This is a genomic window from Azospirillum sp. B4 (genome assembly GCF_000333275.1).
Taxonomy (GTDB): domain Bacteria; phylum Pseudomonadota; class Alphaproteobacteria; order Azospirillales; family Azospirillaceae; genus Nitrospirillum.
Map to the genome: position 1 here is coordinate 1 of NZ_BACU01000020.1, position 16,865 is coordinate 16,865.

Here is a 16,865-nt window from a genome sequence, read left to right on the forward strand (position 1 = left end):
GGGGTCCTCTAGAGTCGACAGCCCCTGGTATCCCTTCCTGGTGCAGTTGCGGCAGGAGGAGATGGGCGACTGGCGGGCGCCGCTGTCCCGCCTGACCGCCCGGTTGGGCGCCTGGCTGGCGGCGCCGTTGCCGCCCCGCGCGGCATGAGCCCGCTGCTGGACCAGGCCGTGGCCCGCCACCAGGCGGGCGCGCTGGAGGAGGCCGCCGGCCTCTACGCCCAGGTGCTGGCCGTCGAACCGCACCAGCCGGACGCCCTGAACCTGCTGGGCGTGCTGAGGGCGCAGCAGGGGGATCCGGCGGCGGGCGAGGCGCTGGTGGCCCGCGCCGCCGCCCTGCGGCCCGATGCCGAGATCCTGACCAATCTGGGCCGTCTTCGCGCGGCCGTGGGCCGCGTCCCGGCGGCGGAGGCCGCTTTCCGCGCGGCGCTGGCCCGCGACGGGTCGCACGCGGGTGCGGCCTTCGCGCTGGGCACCCTGCTGCTGAACGGCGGCCGGCCGGCGGATGCCGTGGCGCCCCTGGAACAGGCGGTGCTGCGGGATCCCGCCCATGGCGGCGCCCGGGCCAATCTGGGCGTCGCCCTGCATCGCCTGGGCCGGCTGGAGGCGGCGGAGGCCACCTTGCGCGCGGCCCTGGCGCAGGACCCGGCGCAGGCCAACGCCCGCTTCAACCTGGCCTCCGTCCTGGAGGACCGGGGCCAGCTGGATGCCGCGGAGGCGGAGTACCGCGCGCTGACCGGGCTGCGGCCGGACATGGCCGACGCCTGGCTGAACCTGGGCACCCTGCTGCAGCGCCGGCATCGCGACCTGGAGGCCCTGCCCTGCCTGCGGGCGGCGCTGGACCGGGGCACCAGCCGGCGGGCCGGGGCGCTGGCCCACCTGATCCACCTGCTGTATCGCCTGTGCCGCTGGGACGACGCGGGGGCGCTGGTACCGGAGCTGCTGTCCCTGCTGGAAGCTGGTGACGACAGCGCCCCGCCCTTCGCCGTGCTGGTCCTGGATGTGGACGAGGTCTGGCGCCAGCGGGCGGCCCGCCTGCATGCGGCCGCCAACGCCCGCGCCGCCGGCCCGCCCCTGCCGCCGGCCACCCTGGGCCCGGCGGGCCAGCCTTTGCGCGTCGGCTACCTGTCCGCCGACTGGCACCAGCACCCCACCGCCTACCTGATGGCCGGCGTGCTGGAAGGCCATGACCGGCACAAGGTTATGGTAACCGTCTTCTCCTACGGCCCTGACGATGGCAGCCCCATGCGGGCCCGGCTGGTGGCTGGCGGCGATCGCTTTGTCGATCTGCGTGGCCTGGGCGACCACGCGGCGGCCCAGGCCATCCGTGCCGCCGGGGTGGACGTCCTGGTGGACGTCAAGGGGTATACCGAGGGCGCCCGCCCCGGCATCCTGCCGCTACGCCCCGCGCCGGTGCAGGCGCAGTACCTCGCCTATCCCGGCACCCTGGGGCGCGGGTCGGGAGCCGATTATGTGCTGGCCGATGCCGTGGTGGTGCCGCCGGGGGCGGAGGCCTTTTGGGATGAGGCGGTGGTGCGCCTGCCCGGGTGTTACCAGGCCAACGACGCCGGCCGGGTGCTTGACGCGCCGCCCACGCGGGCGGACTGCGGGCTGCCGGACGACGCCTTCGTCTTCGCTTGCTTCAACGCCGCCTACAAGCTGACGGCGGATGTCTTCGCCTGTTGGGCGCGGCTGCTGGCGGCGGTGCCGCACTCGGTGCTGTGGCTGCTGGATCCGGGGGCAGGACTGCTGGCATTACAGTCAACGCTATCAGCTTTCGGCGTCGATCCCGCCCGGCTGGTGGTCGCGCCGGCCTTGCCCAAAGGGGCCATGGCGCAGCATCTGGCCCGCCAGGCCTGCGCCGACCTGTTCCTGGACACCTATCCCATGAACGCCCACACCACGGCGTCGGACGCGCTTTACGGCGGCCTGCCGGTGCTGACCCGGGCGGGCGTACCCTTCATCTCCCGTGTCGCCGCCAGCTTGTTGTCCGCCCTGGATTTGCCGGATCTGGTGACGTACGACCTGGCGGCGTACGAGGCCAAGGCCCTGGAATTGGCGCTTGATCCCACGCGGTTGGCCGATGCCCGCGCCGGATTGGCCCGCAACCGTACGCGCCCCGGCGGTCCCTTCGACACAGCGGCCTTCTGCCGCCGTCTGGAGGCCGCGTACATCCGCATGGCCGATCGCGCCCGAACCCGCCTGCCGCCCGTGGGGTTCGAGGTGAGTTAATACCAGCGGCACGAGATTGTGACTCGTGCCGCTGTAGGACGCGACTGCGTCCGCCGGAGCGAGCACTGCAGGAGCGGAGCGAGGATAGCCAAGGCGGACGGATGTCCGCCGCCCGGCGACTGAGGGGCATTTGAGCGGTCACGGTCAAATGCCGTTGGTACAAGTCCGACGCGGCTTCCCACCATACCCGTAACACACGCCTGCCGGTGTGATCTGGCGCGTGGTGGGGGCTTGGGCTTTGGGGTACACCCTTGGCCAATTTCGCGGCCCCGCCGCCCCTTCATCAAGGTAATGGATACCATTCCCATGACCATCGACCGCGCCGCTGTCCTCGCCGCCGCTTCCGACCTGTTGCGCATCGAGGCCAACGCCGTCCTGCATCAGGTGGAGGCGCTGGACGGCGACTTCCTGAACGTCGTCGACCACATCTGCGGCGAACACGGCAACACCCTGGTGGCCGGCATCGGCAAGTCGGGCCTGGTGGCCCGGCAGTTCGCCAGCAAGCTGGCCAGCATCGGCGCCCGCGCCTTCTATTACAGCGCCATCGACAGCCTGCATGGCGAGCTGGGCCTGCTGCGCGAGGGCGACCTGCTGATCCTGCTGTCCAACAGCGGGCAGACCCAGGAACTGGTGGACGTGGCCAAGGCGGCACAGCCGCGCGGCGTGAAGGTGGCGGCCATGGTCGGCCGCGTGCCCTCCACCCTGTCGCGCATGGCCGACTGGACGCTCAAGGTCCATGTCGAGTCCGAGGCGACGGACACCAAGCTGCCCACCGCCAGCACCACCGCCATGCTGGCCTTCGCCGACGCCCTGGTGGTGGCGGTGGCGACGGAGAAGGGCTTCACCGCCAAGGATTTCGGCCGCAACCACCCGGGCGGCACCCTGGGCGTGGTGCTGGGCGCCTATGTCGACGACCTGATGGCCAGGGCGCCGGACCATGTCGCCCTGGTGGGGCCTGACCGCCCCATCCTGGAAACCTTGCTGGAAATGACCCGCCACCCCGCCGGCGCCGCCCTGGTGGTGGATGCCGACGACCGGTTGCTGGGGGTCATCACCGATGGCGACATCCGTCGCGGCCTGGCCCGCGTGGGCAAGGATCTGCTGGACCGCGACACCCGCGCCCTGATGACGCCCAAGCCCCGCACCTGCCGCACCGGCACCACCGCGATGGCGGCACTGGCCCAGATGGAAAGCCCCTCGCAGATCTACGTGCTGCCGGTGGTGGACGCCGACAACAAGGTGCTGGGCCTGCTGCGCATGCACGACCTGGCGGGGCTGGACGTGGCGCGCACGGCCGGGTGAGCATCCCCTCAATCATGGCTCCTTTCCACTCCAGAAAGGCAGACAATCCCTGCGCGAACTTATTGGAAAAGCGGAGAGAAACGATTTACCAAAAATAGAAATTCTGTGGAGAATTATTGACTTAGGTTGCTCGATATGGAAAATTCCCCCAAAACTATGGAGGGAAACATGGCCGTCGTCGAGAAAGTATATGGGCGTCGTCCCAGCACTGTGAATTCAGTCATTATTGCCGACTTCGAGCTTATCGCTTACCGGAAGGGAATTCGCATCGCTCGGGAAGAGGCGCAAATAATTCGTGAATTTGTCGATGCGATCGTTGATCATGTCCTATCAGGATATGATAGTGAAGACTATGAAATAAAGAATATCAATGCACTTGAGCAAGAAAGGAACCTCAATCGAGCGAGAGCTATAATGCGAAAAGTCGCTGAGAGGATACTGGATAGGGTTAAAGCTACCCAATGTTATGTCGATTCCGCCCACTCCACGGTCGGATCCAAGAAAATGCGCTACCTGCTTAATAATGAGATTTTTGGAAGTCTCTGTCCTCCCCCGCTACCACCCTTGTGCTTTGCGGCATAACCACCGGAGCCTTCTGCCGAAATGACCGACTCCACACGGAAGATCGAGGCGGTGAAGGCGGCTCAGGAGTCGACTAAGCAGATAGTCACGCTGTCCAGCGCGATCATAGTTAGCATGCTTGGATTTTTGTCACTGTCGAAGATAGATATGCGATGGGGTGGCATTCCGGCGATTCTATCCGTCATTTTGATATCGGTATCGGTGGGAAGTGGCGTCATATCTCTGTACAGTCTGTCGGGGATACTATCCAATAAGAGTCACTTCGAAGCCGATGTGAACATATTAGATTATAAGCCGTATAAGATATTTGGAAGACTGCAGTTTCTTACATTCTGTACTTCTATTCTTCTGTTGATAATTCAAATCGCAGTGCAGGTTCTATATGGCCCTGTCATCGACGGCAGTGACTTAATTCTTAAGAAATATATATCCGATATCGAAACTGATCTTAGAAAAATACATGGAGACATAGAAAGAACCGGATCGACATTGGAAACCTGGTCGCTTAGGCCGGAATTCTGTTGCGCTGGCACGGGTACGCAAATGGAATGTGCCGAAAATGGGGAGGGTCAGCTTTCTGATATTCGAGATAAATCCGAACCTCATAAAATTCCCGATAAAACTCCCGGCAAAAAAAGAAAATGTGGAGTCCACAGGAAATAATATTTGGAAATCAGTATTTCTCTGTTTGCTGTCGACAGAGAACATGTGCGACCGCGAATGACTCCGTTCCAGTCGGTTCCCCGAGGTGTTATCAAGGTGTGACATGCCATAGGCATTCTGCCTCCAGGATCCGCGCCCATGTCCGATCCCGCCCGCCTTGAATTCCGTGCCGGCCAGGCGCCTTACCTGATCGCCGAGATGTCCGGCAATCATAAGGGGGAGATCGAGCGCGCCATCCGCCTGATCGATGCCGCCAAGGCGGCGGGGGCGGACGCGGTGAAGCTGCAGACCTACACCGCCGACACCATCACCCTGAAATCCGACCGGCCGGAATTCCAGATCCACGGCGGTCCCTGGGACGGCCGCAGCCTGCATGAGCTGTATGAGGAGGCGCACACCCCCTGGGCCTGGCATCCCCAGCTGTTCGCCCATGCCGCCACCGTCGGCATCACCCTGTTCAGCTCCCCCTTCGATCCCACGGCGGTGGACCTGCTGGACCGGCTGGGCGCGCCGGCCTTCAAGATCGCCTCCTATGAGATCGTGGACCTGCCGCTGATCCGGTACGCGGCATCGAAGGGCAAGCCGCTGATCATCTCCACCGGCATGGCCACGTTGGGGGAGATCGACGACGCGGTGTCGGCGGCGCGTGCCGCGGCACCGGCCGGCACCCCGGATCCCGTGCTGCTCCACTGCACCAGCGGCTACCCCACCCCGCATGATGAGTGCGACCTGCGCACCATCCCCCACCTGGCCCAGGCCTTCGGCGTGCCCACCGGCCTGTCCGACCACACCCACGGCATCGCGGTACCTGTGGCGGCGGTGGCGCTGGGCGCCGTGATCATTGAAAAGCACCTGACCCTGTCGCGGGCGGAAGGTGGGGTCGACGCCTCCTTCTCCCTGGAACCGGCGGAGTTCAAGGCGATGGCCGACTCTTGCCGGGTGGCCCATGCCGCCCTGGGGCAGGTCGGCTATGCCGTGAAGCCGTCGGAGGCCGGTGGCCGGTCCTTCCGCCGCTCCCTCTACATCTCCTCGCCGGTGAAGGCGGGGGAGCTGTTCACGGCCGCCAACGTCCGCTCCGTCCGGCCGGGGCTGGGCCTGGCGCCCAAGCATCTGGACCAGGTGCTGGGCGCCCGCGCCGCCCGGGACCTGGACGCCGGCCAGCCGCTCGACTGGGGTATGGTTGATTGGGGCATGGTCCAGCCGTCATGATCTCCCCCGCGAAACCCCGGGTCGTTTGCATCACCCAGGCGCGCATGGGCTCCACCCGCCTGCCGGGCAAGGTGCTGCTGCCGGTGGCGGGCAAGCCGCTGCTGGCCCATCAGGTGGAACGGCTGCGCCGCGCCACCCTGGTGGACGAGGTGGTGGTGGCCACCAGCGACGGTGCCAACGACGACCCCATCTCCGCCCTGTGCCAGCACCTGGGCGTGGCCTGCTTTCGCGGCAGCGAACTGGACGTGCTGGATCGTTTTTGCCGGGCGGCCCTTGCCCACCGGGCGGACGTGGCGGTGCGGGTGACGGGCGACTGTCCCCTGATCGACCCCGGCCTGATCGACCAGCTGTTGGCCCTGTTCCTGGCGGCCGACCCGCCGCTGGACCATGCCTCCGTCGACATCGGCCACTACCCGCGCGGCCTGGATGCCGAGGCGATATCCATGGCGGCCTTGCAAACCGCCTGGAAGGAAGCTACGGCGCCGTTCGAGCGGGAGCACGTCACCCCCTTCATCTACCGCCGGCCGGATCGCTTCCGCCTGGGCGCCCTACCGCCGCCGGCCGGTCCGGCGCCGGTGGAGATGGGGCCGCAACGCTGGTGCGTGGACACGGTGGAGGATTTCCAACTGGTCCGCCGTTTGCTTGAAGAGCTGTTGCCGGCCAAGCCGCGGTTCACCTGGACGGATTGTCTGGAGGTGCTGCGCCGGCATCCTGACTGGGCGCTGCTGAACCGTGACGTGGCGCAGAAGACCCTACCCTGAGAAGAAAGAGGATACCCATGAACCGGAAAGATTTCCTGGCCGCGCTGGACGAGATGCTGGAGCTGGACGCCGGCACGCTGCAGGGGCCGGAGGAGTTGGATGGCATCGACAGCTGGGACAGCCTGGCGGTCATCAGCTTCATCGCCCTGGTGGATGAGAAGTTCGACATCGTGGTCGCCGGTGAGGACCTGGCCAAGGCCAAGACGGTGGACGACCTGCTGGCCCTGGTGTCGGACCACGTCGCCGCGTGACGATGGCGAGCCCCGCATCCGAGCCTGAGCGGCTGCTGGCTGGCCGCCGCGTCCTGCGCTTCGCCGGCGGCCCCGGGGCCGTGGTGGACCGGGGACCGGCGGATTTGGGCACCGTTCCCCTGGTGTTGCTGCACGGCTTCGGCGGCGACGCCCTGTCCTGGCAGTTCAACATCCAAGCCCTGGTGAAGGGGGCGGCCGGCTTCCCCAGCCGGCGGGTGCTGGCCGTGGACCTGCCGGGCCACGGCGCCTCCACCCTGGACGTGCCGTCGGGGCTGGGTGGCGTCGCCGACTGGGTGGTACGGCTGATGGATGCCGCCGGCGTGGGCCGGGCCGACATCGTCGGTCATTCCATGGGCGGGCGGGTCAGCCTGCTGCTGGCCCAGCGCCATCCCGAGCGGGTGCGGCGCATGAGCTTGATCGCCTGCGCCGGCCTGGGCAGCCGGGTGGACGCCACCTTCCTGCGGGCCCTGTGCGACATGGAAACCCTGGACCAGGCCCGCGCCCTGATCGACCGCCTGTTCGCCGGCGCGCCGCCCAACCGCGACGTGCTGGCCCGCGCCTTTCTCAATCGCCTGGCCGATCCCGGGGCGCGCGCGCCCTTGATCCGCCTGCTGGACCGGCTGATCGCCGACATCCACGCGGCCCCGCCCCAATTCGACTGGACACAGCCGCTGCCGCCCCTGCAACTGATCTGGGGGGAGGCGGACGACATCGTGCCGCCGCCGGACTTCGGCGCCGTCCCCCCAACCATCACCTTGCATCGCCTGCCCGGCGTGGGCCATATGCCCCAGGCCCAGGCGGCCACCCAGGTCAACGCCCTGCTGACGGAGTTCCACGCATGACCACCATAGGACTGAACGCCGGCGCCATGCTGGCCGTGATCCATAACGAGGTGCTGAAGATCCTGGGCGACAAAGGCGTGGCCTGGGCCGGCCGCTTCGGCCCGGACACCCGGTTCCTGGGCGGCGACCTGCCGTTCGACAGCCTGGATCTCGCGACCCTGCTGGTGGCCATGGAACAGAAGACCGGCCAGGACCCCTTCCGCGCCGGCTTCCGCCAGTTCACCACGGCCGGCGAACTGGCCGCGTTCTATCTGGAAGCGTGATGGCGGCGGCATAGGAGCAGCGGCCTCACGCCGCTGTAGGCCCCGACCGGGGCCGCCGGACCTTTGCGGGGAGCGACAGCGGACCGCAAAGGGAGGATAGCCAAGGGGCGGATGCCCCGCCGGCGCCTGAGGCTTACGCATATTGTAACCGGATATTGTAACCGAATCGTATCGCGCCATAGGCAGGCGGCCCCGCCTCTGTTAGCGTCGTCAACAAGGTTGAAGCACCGCACTTTTTTGAGGCGGACCGCGTTAACCCCTTGGGGCGTTAGAACAATCAACAGGGGCGAAGGTGCCGTTCCCATCTCGGGTCCAGGCGCCTTTCTGGGCACCCGGCAGAACGGGAAGACGATACTTCCATGAAACGACACCATCGCGTGGTCCCGCTGGTGGCGGCCCTGGCGCTCTTGGGCGCCTGCGCCACCGGCACGCATGCCGACACGGCCGCCGCACCGGCCGGCGACAGGGGCAAGGACAAGCCGGTTTATGCCGGCCTGGATCCGGCGGACGACAAGAACCCCTTCCCCAGCACTTACCACCCCCTGCCGTCGGTGACGACGGCCCTGGTGGGCGCCACGGTCTTCACCGGAACGGGGGCCCGCATCGACGGCGGCACCGTGGTGCTGGTGGACGGCAAGATCGCGGCCGTGGGCAAGGACATCCCGGTGCCGTCGGGCGCCAAGGTCATCGACGCGCGGGGCAAGTACGTGACCCCTGGCATCATCGATGCCCACAGCCACTTGGGCGTCTATGCCTCCCCCTCCGTCTGGGCCAATTCCGACGGCAACGAGATGACGGACCCGAACACCGCGCAGGTGTGGGCCGAACATTCCGTGTGGCCGCAGGACCCGGGTTTCATCCGCGCGCTGGAAGGCGGCATCACCACGCTGGAGATCCTGCCCGGTTCCGCCAACCTGTTCGGCGGCCGCGCCGTCATCCTGAAGAACGTCCCCGGCCGCACCGTGCAGGACAAGAAATTCCCCGGCGCGCCCTACGGCCTGAAGATGGCCTGCGGCGAGAATCCCAAGCGCGTCTACGGCAGCAAGGGCCGCAGCCCGGCCACCCGCATGGGCAACGTCTTCGGCTATCGCAAGGCCTGGATCGACGCCCAGGAATATCGCCGTAAATGGGACGATTACCGCCGAAAACTCGCCGACTATAAGGCCGGAAAGGGCGACAAGGCGCCGGACGCGCCCAAGCGCGACCTGCAGATGGACACCCTGGCCGGCGTGCTGGACGGCAGCATCCTGGTGCAGAACCACTGCTACCGCGCCGACGAGATGGCGCAGATGATCGACATCTCGCACGAGTTCGGCTTCCACATCGCCATGTTCCACCATGGGTCTGAGGCCTACAAGATCGCCGACCTCCTGAAGAAGGAGGACATCTGCGTCGCCACCTGGGGTGAGTGGTGGGGCTTCAAGATGGAGGCCTACGACGGCATCGAGGAAAACGCGGCCTTGCTGCAGAAGGCCGGCGTCTGCACCGTCATCCATTCCGATGACGAGATCCTGACCCAGCACCTGGTGCAGGAGGCCACCATCGCGCTGGCCGCCGGCCGGCGCTTGGGGCTTGAGATCGACGAGGCCGAGGCCATCAAGTGGGTGACGGCCAACCCGGCCAAGTCCATTGGCGTGCTGGACAGGACCGGCACGCTGGAGGCCGGCAAGATGGGCGACGTGGTGCTGTGGAGCGCCAACCCCTTCAGCGTCTACGCCACGGCCGACCAAGTCTTCATCGACGGCGCCCTGGTCTATGACCGCCACGACCCCGCGGTGCAGCCCAAGTCCGACTTCGAACTGGGCCAAACCGGCCCCGCCCATCCGGGCCCCCAGGGGGTCGGATCCGGCCGCCCCGTCTTGACCACCAGCACGGAGCACGCGCAATGAGCCCCCGTCGCATCCTGATGGCGGCCGCCTCCAGCCTGACGCTGCTGGCCGGCGCCGCTCACGCCGAGACGGTGGCCATCACCAACGCCCGCATCGAGACCATGGGGCCGGCGGGGGAGATCGCGTCCGGCACCATCCTCATCCGCGACGGCCGCATCCAGGCGGTGGGCGCCTCGGTATCCATTCCGGCCGACGCCCGCCGGGTGGACGCCAAGGGCCACATCGTGACCCCCGGCCTGGTGGCCAGCGACACCAGCCTCAGCGCCGGCGAAGTGGAGGGCGAGGCCTCCAGCAACGACTTCGCCGGGGCCACCGCCGACCTGTCGGCCGCCTTCGACGTTTCGCTGGGCATCAACCCGGCCTCCATGCTGGTGCCGGTGGCCCGCGTCGGCGGCGTCACCCGGGCCCTGGTCACGCCGGAACTGTCCGGCCGGGGCGACAAGAAGGGAGAGAAGCTGTTCGCCGGCCAGGCGGCCGTGGTCGACATGTCCGGCGGCACCGACAGCATCACCAAGCGGCGCGCCGTGCTGGTGGTGGATGTGGGCGAGGACGCCATGGCCCACCTGGGCGGCAGCCACGCCACCGTGCTGCAACTGCTGGAATCCAGCCTGGAGGAGGCGGCCAGCTACGCCGCCAACAAGGCCGGGTACGAGCACGGCAGCCACCGCCCCTACAAGCAGAGCAAGGAGGACCTGGAGGCGCTGTACCCCGTCATCCAGGGCAAGATGCCGCTGCTGGTGGGGGTGCACCGCGTGGCCGACATCCGCCGCACCCTGGAAATGGGCAAGCGGCTGAAGCTGAAGCTCATCCTGGACGGGGTGGAGGAAGGCTGGATGATGGCGGGTGAGATCGCGGCCTCGGGCGTGCCCGTGGTGGTCGATCCCCTGGCCAACCTGCCGCGCGGCTTCGAAAGCCTGAACGCCCGGCTGGAGAACGCGGCCATCCTGCAGGCCGCCGGCGCCACCGTGGTGATCAAGGGGCCGTACGTCGGCCACTATGCCCGCCAGGTGCGCTACAACGCCGGCAACGCGGTGGCCCATGGCATGCCGTGGCCGGCGGCGCTGGCCGCCATCACCGCCACCCCGGCCAAGGTCTTCGGCTTCAACGACCGGGCGGGCAGCATCGAGCCCGGGCGCGACGCCGACCTGGTGGTGTGGTCGGGCGATCCGCTGGAAATCCTCTCCGTGGCCGAACACGTCTTCGTCCGCGGGGTGGAGGCGCCGCTGACCAGCCGGGCGCAGGATCTGGCACGGCGCTACGCCACGCCGGACGCCGCCCTGCCGCCGGCCTATCGGAACTGAACATTATCGTCTAAAGGGGGCGGGGCGTTCCGATGGAGCGCCCTGCCCTTCCTCTTTGGACCATACCGTCATGCCCGACTGGTATTACGACCTCAGCGACGCCGTCAGCGGCTGGATCCACGGCGTTTCCATTTGGCTGATCATCGGCGTGATGGTGGCCGCCTACCTGCTGCTGACCGCCCGCAGCGCCCACAAGCAGGGCGAGTTCGGCGAATTCGCCCGCAGCCTGGGTCTGACCGTGGCCTTGCTGGCCGTTCTGGGCGGCTTCATCGAGGCGTGGATCTGGGTGGATCGGCACTGGTAGGTGGGTTTCATCCCACGCCCCGGATCAGCTCTAGCAGGTCCTCGTCCGACAGGTGGCCGGCGGTGTCGGCGTCCTGCAGCAGGGCGTCGGCCAGGTCGCGCTTGCGGGCGTGCAGGGCGACGATGCCTTCCTCGATGCTGCCCCTCAGGATCAGGCGGTAGATGGTCACCGGCCGGCGCTGGCCGATGCGGTGGGCGCGGTCGGATGCCTGGTCCTCCACGGCGGGGTTCCACCACGGGTCCAGGTGGATGACGTAGTCGGCGGCCGTCAGGTTCAGGCCCACGCCGCCGGCCTTCAGGCTGATCAGGAACAGCTCACCCTCCCCCGCCTGGAACGCCGCCACCCGGCGCTGCCGCTCCGCCGCCGACAGGCTGCCATCCAGAAGCTGATAGGTGACGCCGGCGCGGTCCAGGGCGGTGCGCACCCGCGCCAAATGGCCGATGAACTGGCTGAACACCAAGGCGCGGTGGCCGCCCTCGCGCAGCTCATCCACCAGTTCCAGGAAGGCGTCCAGCTTGGCCGAGGGCAGGCTGGCGTCGGCCGCCACCAGGTCGGGGTGGCAGCAGGCCTGCCGCAGGCGGGTGATTTCCGCCAGGATGTGGATGCGCGACCGTTCCCCCGATATCTCCTCCAGCTTTTCCAGCGCCCGGCGGCGCAGGGCCTCATAGAAGGCGATCTCTTCCGCCCCGCGGTCGATCAGCAGCGTCTGCTCCGTGCGCGGCGGCAACTCGGCCAGCACCGACGCCTTGGTCCGGCGCAGCAGGAAAGGCCGGACCAGCGTCCGCAGCGCCGCCCGGGCGTTGGGGTTCTTGGCCGCCTGGATGGGGGTGGCGTAGTGGTGGGCGAAGGCCTTGCGGCTGCCCAGCAGGCCGGGGTTGATGAACTGGAACAGGCTCCACAGCTCCTCCAGGTCGTTTTCCACCGGCGTGCCGGTCAAGGCCAAGCGGAAGCTGGCCTTCAGGGCGCGGGCCGCCTGGGCGCGCTGGGTGTCTGGGTTCTTGATGGCCTGCGCCTCGTCCAGCACCGCCATGGCCCAGGGTACCGCCGCCAGCCTTGTCTCCTCCCGTGCCAGCAGGCCGTAGGTGGTGACCAGCACGTCGCCGGGGCCCAGCGCCTTCAGCACCTCCTCCCGCCCGCCCGCTTCCGCCAGGTGATGGACGGTCAGGCCGGGGGCGAAGCGGGCCAGTTCGGACTGCCAGTTGCCGGCGACGGAGGTGGGGGCCACCACCAGCGCGGGGCCGTCGCCGGCCCTGGCCGCCATGACGGCGATGGCCTGCACGGTCTTGCCCAGCCCCATGTCATCGGCCAGCAGCGCGCCGGCGCCCCAGCGGGCCAGCCGGCTCATCCAGGCATAGCCCTGAACCTGGTAGTCGCGCAGTTCGGCCGTCAGCCCGTTGGGCAGGCGCGGCTGCCAGGCGGCATTCTCATCCAGGGCGTGGATGAAGGCCTGCCAGGCCTCATCCACCTTGGCCGACGCCGCCTCCTCGATCAGGTCGCGCAGGGCCGCCCCCGCCGCGCGCGGCACCTTCAGCCCGCCCAGGCGGTGCAGGCGGTCCAGCTGCCGGCGGAAGTGGCGGTCCAGTGCCACGAACTGGCCGTCGTCCAGGCGCACGAAGCGGCCGGGCGCGTCCTCCAGCCGGGTCAGCAGGTCCTTCAGGTCCAGGACCAGCCCTTCGTCCAGGGTCAGGGTGCCGGCCACGGCGAACCAGTTTGCCGTGCTTTTGACCGTGGTGCTGAACCGGCTGGCGCCGGCTTCTTCCCCGCGCAGGGTCAGCTTCTGCCCCTCCGGCCATTCCACGGCCGGTGGCTGGGGCAGGGCCTTCAGCTCGCTCAGGAACTCCAGGGCGGCGGTCAGGCCTTCCAGCTCCCATTCCCGGCCCTCGCCGCCCAGGCTGGGGCAGGCTTCGGCCAGGGCCTGGGCCAGCCGATCCTCCGCCGCCAGGTCGCGCATGGCGCGGCGGCCTTGGCCGGTGACGCGCCGGGTGCCCTGGCCTGGCGGGAAATGGGGACCGTCCGGGCCCAGCGGGCGCACCACCAGCGAGACCTTCAGGCCGGGGTCCAGCAGGCGCAGGCGCACCACCGGCGCCGGGTCGCCCTCTTCTGTCCGGCCCTCGTCCAGCTCCGTCGCTTCCACTCGCACCGGCAGGTCGGGCATGCGCAGCCGGGCGATGGCGGCCAGGCGCTCGCGGGCCACGGCCGGCACGGTGATGCCCTCCAGCCCCAGAATCCTGGATGCGGCGACCGCCTTCTCATCGATCACCACCACCCGCCAGCGGGTGGGCGACTCCACCTCGATGATGGCGTCGGCCTCGGACGCCGGATGCGACAGGGCCAGGCGATAGCCGCTCCTGGCCGACGCCAGCACCAGTTCCGCTTTCGCCGCCACCAGCTCGACCGGCGGTCCGGGCTCCCGCCGGGAGAAGACGCGGGGGTGGCCCACCAGGGCGGGCAGGGTGTCGCGCGGCGGCAGGAAGTACTCATAGCGGGACCGGCCGTGGCCCCAGCCGTCATAGTCACGGGCGATGGTGGCGACCACGCGCCGGTCGAAATCATCCAGATAGGTCAGGTGGGCGTCGCCCTGGTACAGGCGCTTCAGCGCCACGGGCTTGCCAATGGTCCATCCCTGGGTGGGGCTCTTGGTCGGGCCCCGCTGCTGCACCTGCTCCACCGGCTCCACGGCGCCACTGGCCGGGTCGACCAGCCAGGCCAGGCGCTTGCCCGTGGTCTGTTTTTCCGCCGGCTTCGGCGGCTCCAGCATGGCCTCCAGGTTCTCCAGCGCCCGTTCCCACGGCTCCTTCATGGGCAGCAGGGCCAGGAAGGGCCACCGCACCTCACGGCCGGGCCGGTCCAGGTGGGCCCGGTACGGGGCCGGCCGGGCACCCCCGCGCTCCAGCGCCTCGGCCAGCAGGTCGGCGGCCAGCGGCATGGTGGCGGCCAGGCGGCGGAAATGGGCCCCCCAAATCTCCTCCTTGCCGCGAACCAGCGACGGGCTGGTCAAGGTGGTGGCCACGGCCAGAAGCCCCAGGCTGAAGGGTGAGGGCAGGGCCACCCGATCCGCGGCACCCAGGGCCCACGTCAGGCTGGTCCGGGCCGCATCCTCATTATTGCGGGCCAGGTTGAACAGGGCCTCCAGCACCATCTGTCCCAGGGACGTCGGGGCGGTGGGCGACGTCTTGGTCTGCAGCAGCGCCGCGATGGTGGCGTGGTGCCGGGCATCGCCGCTGGCCAGCAGGGCGCACAGGTGCAGGAAGCCCATATAGCCCGGCAGGCCGCCCTTGCGGGTGCGGGTGGCCCGACGGCGCAGGGCCAGCGCTTCCGTGAACAGGGCGATGGCCCTGGCCACGTCGGCGGACAACAGGGCGTGGGCGGCGGCGAAAGCCACCGGGGCGTCGGTCTCGCCCGCCGGCGGGTGGGCCAGCAAGGCGGCCAGGTCGCCCAGCCGGCCACTCAGCAGGTCGTGGTCGGCGATCATGGTGAAACAGGTGGCGCGCAGCGTGGGGTCACGGCGACAGCGGGCGATCAGCTGGGGATGGTCGGCCGACATCTCCCCCGTGGCGATCCAGTGATTGGCCTTGATCGCCATCACGACCCGCTGGATGGCCGGCGTACGGCTGGCCAGCCAATCGACCCCCACCGGCACCGTGGCGAAGGCGCCGGTGAACAGCGGAAGATCCTCAAGGGGACGTCGGGTCAGGGCGGCGACCCGTGCCAGCTCCGCCTCGTCGTTCAACAGGATGGCCAGGCGCAGGGCGCGGGAAACGTCGACCTCCATCTGGCGGTGGTCCCAGTAGGTCTGGGATTCCGCCGGCAGCCGGGTGCGGATGGCGGCCACCAGGGCCTTGCCCTCCACCTCGTGCACGGCCGCCGCCGCGACGGCTTGGGCCACGGCCGGCGGGCAGGTCAGCGTTGAATCCAGGAAGCCACGGCGGGCCAGGTCGCGCCGCGCCGTGGCCAAGGCATCCCAGGTGCAGGGGGGCCGGACGACGCGGGCCTGGTTCAGGCATTCCAGCAGCGCCTTCTTGCCGGTCGACGGGCCGGCGAGGGCCTCAAGCCGCAGGACGGCCCGTTCCAGGGGCGGCAGCGATTCGAGATCGGGAAGGGTCACGCGGGTGGTTTCCGGACGGCGGGGAGGGGCTAGACCATAGCGGCGGCGGGCTTGTACGGGTAGCGCCTATGGCATCAGGGCCAGCAGGGCGTCGGCGATGCGCACTGCGCCCTGGCCGTCCACCGCCTGGCCATCATCTCCCCGGGCGATGCGGTGGCTCAGTGCCGCCCGCGCATCCACGTCGGCCCATAGGGCCAGGGCGGCGGCCGCAAGGCGATCCGCCGCCTCGGCCTTGTCGGCGCCGCGCGCGTCGATCACCCGCGCCTTGCCGCTGGCGCCCACCGCGCCGGCGCTGCTGGCCTGGTTGTCCGCCACCACCACCAGCAGGGTGGGCACGGCCAGGCAGGCCAGCTCACCCAAGGTGCCGCCGGCGGCGGACAGGGCCAGGCCGGCCTCGCGCATCAGGTCGGCCATGCGCGGCGTTTCCACATGCACCACCGTGTTGGCGAAGCGCGCGCCGGCGGTGCGGATGCAATCGGTGTTGGGGTTGCTGCCCCCCACCACCACGTCCAGGCTCACGTCCGGCGGCAGGGCGGGGGCCAGGCGTTTCAGGCAGGGCAGGGTCAGGCCCGCCGGATCGGTGCCGCCGAAGGTCAGCAGCAGGCGGCGGCGGCGTTCCAGCGGCGGCAGGGCGCGGGCCCCCGCCCGCCGGAACTCCGCCCGCAGCGGCGCGTAGGCGGGGCCCAGGGCCAACGCGGCGGCCGGGTTGGCGGCGCGATAGGCGGCCCCGTCCACCGCGGCGCCCGGGTTCACGACCACGCGGGCATGCAGCGGCCGGGTGCCCGGCCCGTCGTCGAAGGCCATGACCGGCACGCCCAGGGCCGCCGCCCCCGCGCGATAGGCGTCGGTGAAGTGATAGCCGTCCAGGATGACGGCACGGGCATCGTGGCTGCGGATCCGGTCGGCCAGGCCGGCCAGATCCGCGTCACCGGCGGCCGGCCCCGGAAGCATCGCGACGGTGAAGCCGGCGGCCGCCAGCCGCTGCGCCAGGGCCGGCGGCAGGTCCACGGCGGCGAACACCGGCGCCACCCCCCGCTCGCGCAACGCCTCCGCCACGGCCAGGCAGCGCATGACGTGGCCGGTGCCCATGGATGGCGTGGCGTCGGCACGGATCAGGACGGTTGGGGCAGGGGGGATCAACAGAGGGCCTTTGGCATCGGGACC

At 69.2% G+C, this 16,865-nt stretch carries 14 protein-coding genes; 12 read left to right on the top strand and 2 right to left on the bottom strand.

Annotated elements, in window-relative coordinates; genetic code table 11:
* Positions 1-144 precede the first annotated feature (144 nt).
* The 12 genes from I55_RS38890 to I55_RS00595 all read left to right on the top strand — a co-directional run bounded on the left by I55_RS38890 (position 145) and on the right by I55_RS00595 (position 11,596).
* Complete coding sequence (locus I55_RS38890; protein ID WP_044558465.1) at positions 145-2,229, top strand: tetratricopeptide repeat protein; 2,085 nt, start codon at positions 145-147, stop codon at positions 2,227-2,229.
* A gap of 306 nt (positions 2,230-2,535) precedes the next feature.
* Positions 2,536-3,531 (top strand): SIS domain-containing protein, encoded by a 996-nt coding sequence (locus tag I55_RS00555; protein ID WP_044558476.1) that lies wholly within the window; start codon positions 2,536-2,538, stop codon positions 3,529-3,531.
* Between the two features lie 168 nt (positions 3,532-3,699).
* The gene (locus I55_RS35600; protein WP_148293506.1) at positions 3,700-4,113 is read left to right on the top strand and encodes a hypothetical protein; all 414 of its coding nucleotides are present in this window, start codon (positions 3,700-3,702) and stop codon (positions 4,111-4,113) included.
* Positions 4,114-4,134: 21 nt separating this feature from the next.
* Positions 4,135-4,776, top strand: a complete 642-nt coding sequence (locus I55_RS35605) for a hypothetical protein (protein ID WP_148293507.1) — start codon at positions 4,135-4,137, stop codon at positions 4,774-4,776.
* Between the two features lie 138 nt (positions 4,777-4,914).
* Positions 4,915-5,985 (top strand): pseudaminic acid synthase, encoded by a 1,071-nt coding sequence (gene pseI, locus I55_RS00560; RefSeq protein WP_044558466.1) that lies wholly within the window; start codon positions 4,915-4,917, stop codon positions 5,983-5,985.
* A complete protein-coding gene (locus I55_RS00565; protein WP_044558467.1) occupies positions 5,982-6,746 on the top strand; it encodes a cytidylyltransferase domain-containing protein in 765 nt (254 codons plus the stop codon). Before pseI ends, I55_RS00565 begins: the two co-directional genes overlap by 4 nt.
* 17 nt (positions 6,747-6,763) lie before the next feature.
* Positions 6,764-6,997: an acyl carrier protein gene (locus I55_RS00570; protein WP_044558468.1), complete on the top strand. Its 234-nt coding sequence runs from the start codon at positions 6,764-6,766 to the stop codon at positions 6,995-6,997.
* 2 nt (positions 6,998-6,999) lie between these two features.
* Complete coding sequence (locus I55_RS00575; protein WP_049973707.1) at positions 7,000-7,839, top strand: alpha/beta fold hydrolase; 840 nt, start codon at positions 7,000-7,002, stop codon at positions 7,837-7,839.
* The gene (locus I55_RS00580) at positions 7,836-8,102 is read left to right on the top strand and encodes an acyl carrier protein (protein WP_044558469.1); all 267 of its coding nucleotides are present in this window, start codon (positions 7,836-7,838) and stop codon (positions 8,100-8,102) included. Before I55_RS00575 ends, I55_RS00580 begins: the two co-directional genes overlap by 4 nt.
* Before the next feature lie 359 nt (positions 8,103-8,461).
* Positions 8,462-9,991 carry an amidohydrolase gene (locus I55_RS00585; RefSeq protein ID WP_044558470.1) on the top strand — a complete coding sequence of 510 codons (1,530 nt, stop codon included), beginning with the start codon at positions 8,462-8,464 and terminating at the stop codon, positions 9,989-9,991.
* The gene (locus tag I55_RS00590; protein WP_044558471.1) at positions 9,988-11,292 is read left to right on the top strand and encodes an amidohydrolase family protein; all 1,305 of its coding nucleotides are present in this window, start codon (positions 9,988-9,990) and stop codon (positions 11,290-11,292) included. Before I55_RS00585 ends, I55_RS00590 begins: the two co-directional genes overlap by 4 nt.
* Positions 11,293-11,362: 70 nt before the next feature.
* Complete coding sequence (locus I55_RS00595) at positions 11,363-11,596, top strand: hypothetical protein (protein WP_044558472.1); 234 nt, start codon at positions 11,363-11,365, stop codon at positions 11,594-11,596.
* Between the two features lie 7 nt (positions 11,597-11,603).
* Here I55_RS00595 and I55_RS00600 read toward each other — a convergent pair whose 3' ends face one another.
* Both I55_RS00600 and pseG read right to left on the bottom strand, forming a co-directional pair.
* Positions 11,604-15,701, bottom strand: coding sequence for a DEAD/DEAH box helicase (locus I55_RS00600; RefSeq protein WP_044558473.1), 4,098 nt, complete (start codon positions 15,699-15,701; stop codon positions 11,604-11,606).
* A 66-nt stretch (positions 15,702-15,767) separates the two neighbouring features.
* Positions 15,768-16,865 (bottom strand): UDP-2,4-diacetamido-2,4,6-trideoxy-beta-L-altropyranose hydrolase (pseG, locus tag I55_RS00605; RefSeq protein ID WP_307718686.1); only part of this gene is annotated, 1,098 nt, incomplete at its 5' end.

Excerpts from the sequence above, each read along its gene's own strand:
- I55_RS00580 (WP_044558469.1), top strand. The coding sequence starts at position 7,836 with ATGACCACCATAGGACTGAACGCCGGCGCCATGCTGGCCGTGATCCAT.
- I55_RS35605 (WP_148293507.1), top strand. The coding sequence starts at position 4,135 with ATGACCGACTCCACACGGAAGATCGAGGCGGTGAAGGCGGCTCAGGAG.
- I55_RS00570 (WP_044558468.1), top strand. The coding sequence starts at position 6,764 with ATGAACCGGAAAGATTTCCTGGCCGCGCTGGACGAGATGCTGGAGCTG.
- I55_RS00555 (WP_044558476.1), top strand. The coding sequence starts at position 2,536 with ATGACCATCGACCGCGCCGCTGTCCTCGCCGCCGCTTCCGACCTGTTG.
- I55_RS00595 (WP_044558472.1), top strand. The coding sequence starts at position 11,363 with ATGCCCGACTGGTATTACGACCTCAGCGACGCCGTCAGCGGCTGGATC.
- I55_RS00590 (WP_044558471.1), top strand. The coding sequence starts at position 9,988 with ATGAGCCCCCGTCGCATCCTGATGGCGGCCGCCTCCAGCCTGACGCTG.
- pseI (WP_044558466.1), top strand. The coding sequence starts at position 4,915 with ATGTCCGATCCCGCCCGCCTTGAATTCCGTGCCGGCCAGGCGCCTTAC.
- I55_RS00565 (WP_044558467.1), top strand. The coding sequence starts at position 5,982 with ATGATCTCCCCCGCGAAACCCCGGGTCGTTTGCATCACCCAGGCGCGC.
- I55_RS00585 (WP_044558470.1), top strand. The coding sequence starts at position 8,462 with ATGAAACGACACCATCGCGTGGTCCCGCTGGTGGCGGCCCTGGCGCTC.
- I55_RS00575 (WP_049973707.1), top strand. The coding sequence starts at position 7,000 with ATGGCGAGCCCCGCATCCGAGCCTGAGCGGCTGCTGGCTGGCCGCCGC.
- I55_RS38890 (WP_044558465.1), top strand. The coding sequence starts at position 145 with ATGAGCCCGCTGCTGGACCAGGCCGTGGCCCGCCACCAGGCGGGCGCG.
- I55_RS35600 (WP_148293506.1), top strand. The coding sequence starts at position 3,700 with ATGGCCGTCGTCGAGAAAGTATATGGGCGTCGTCCCAGCACTGTGAAT.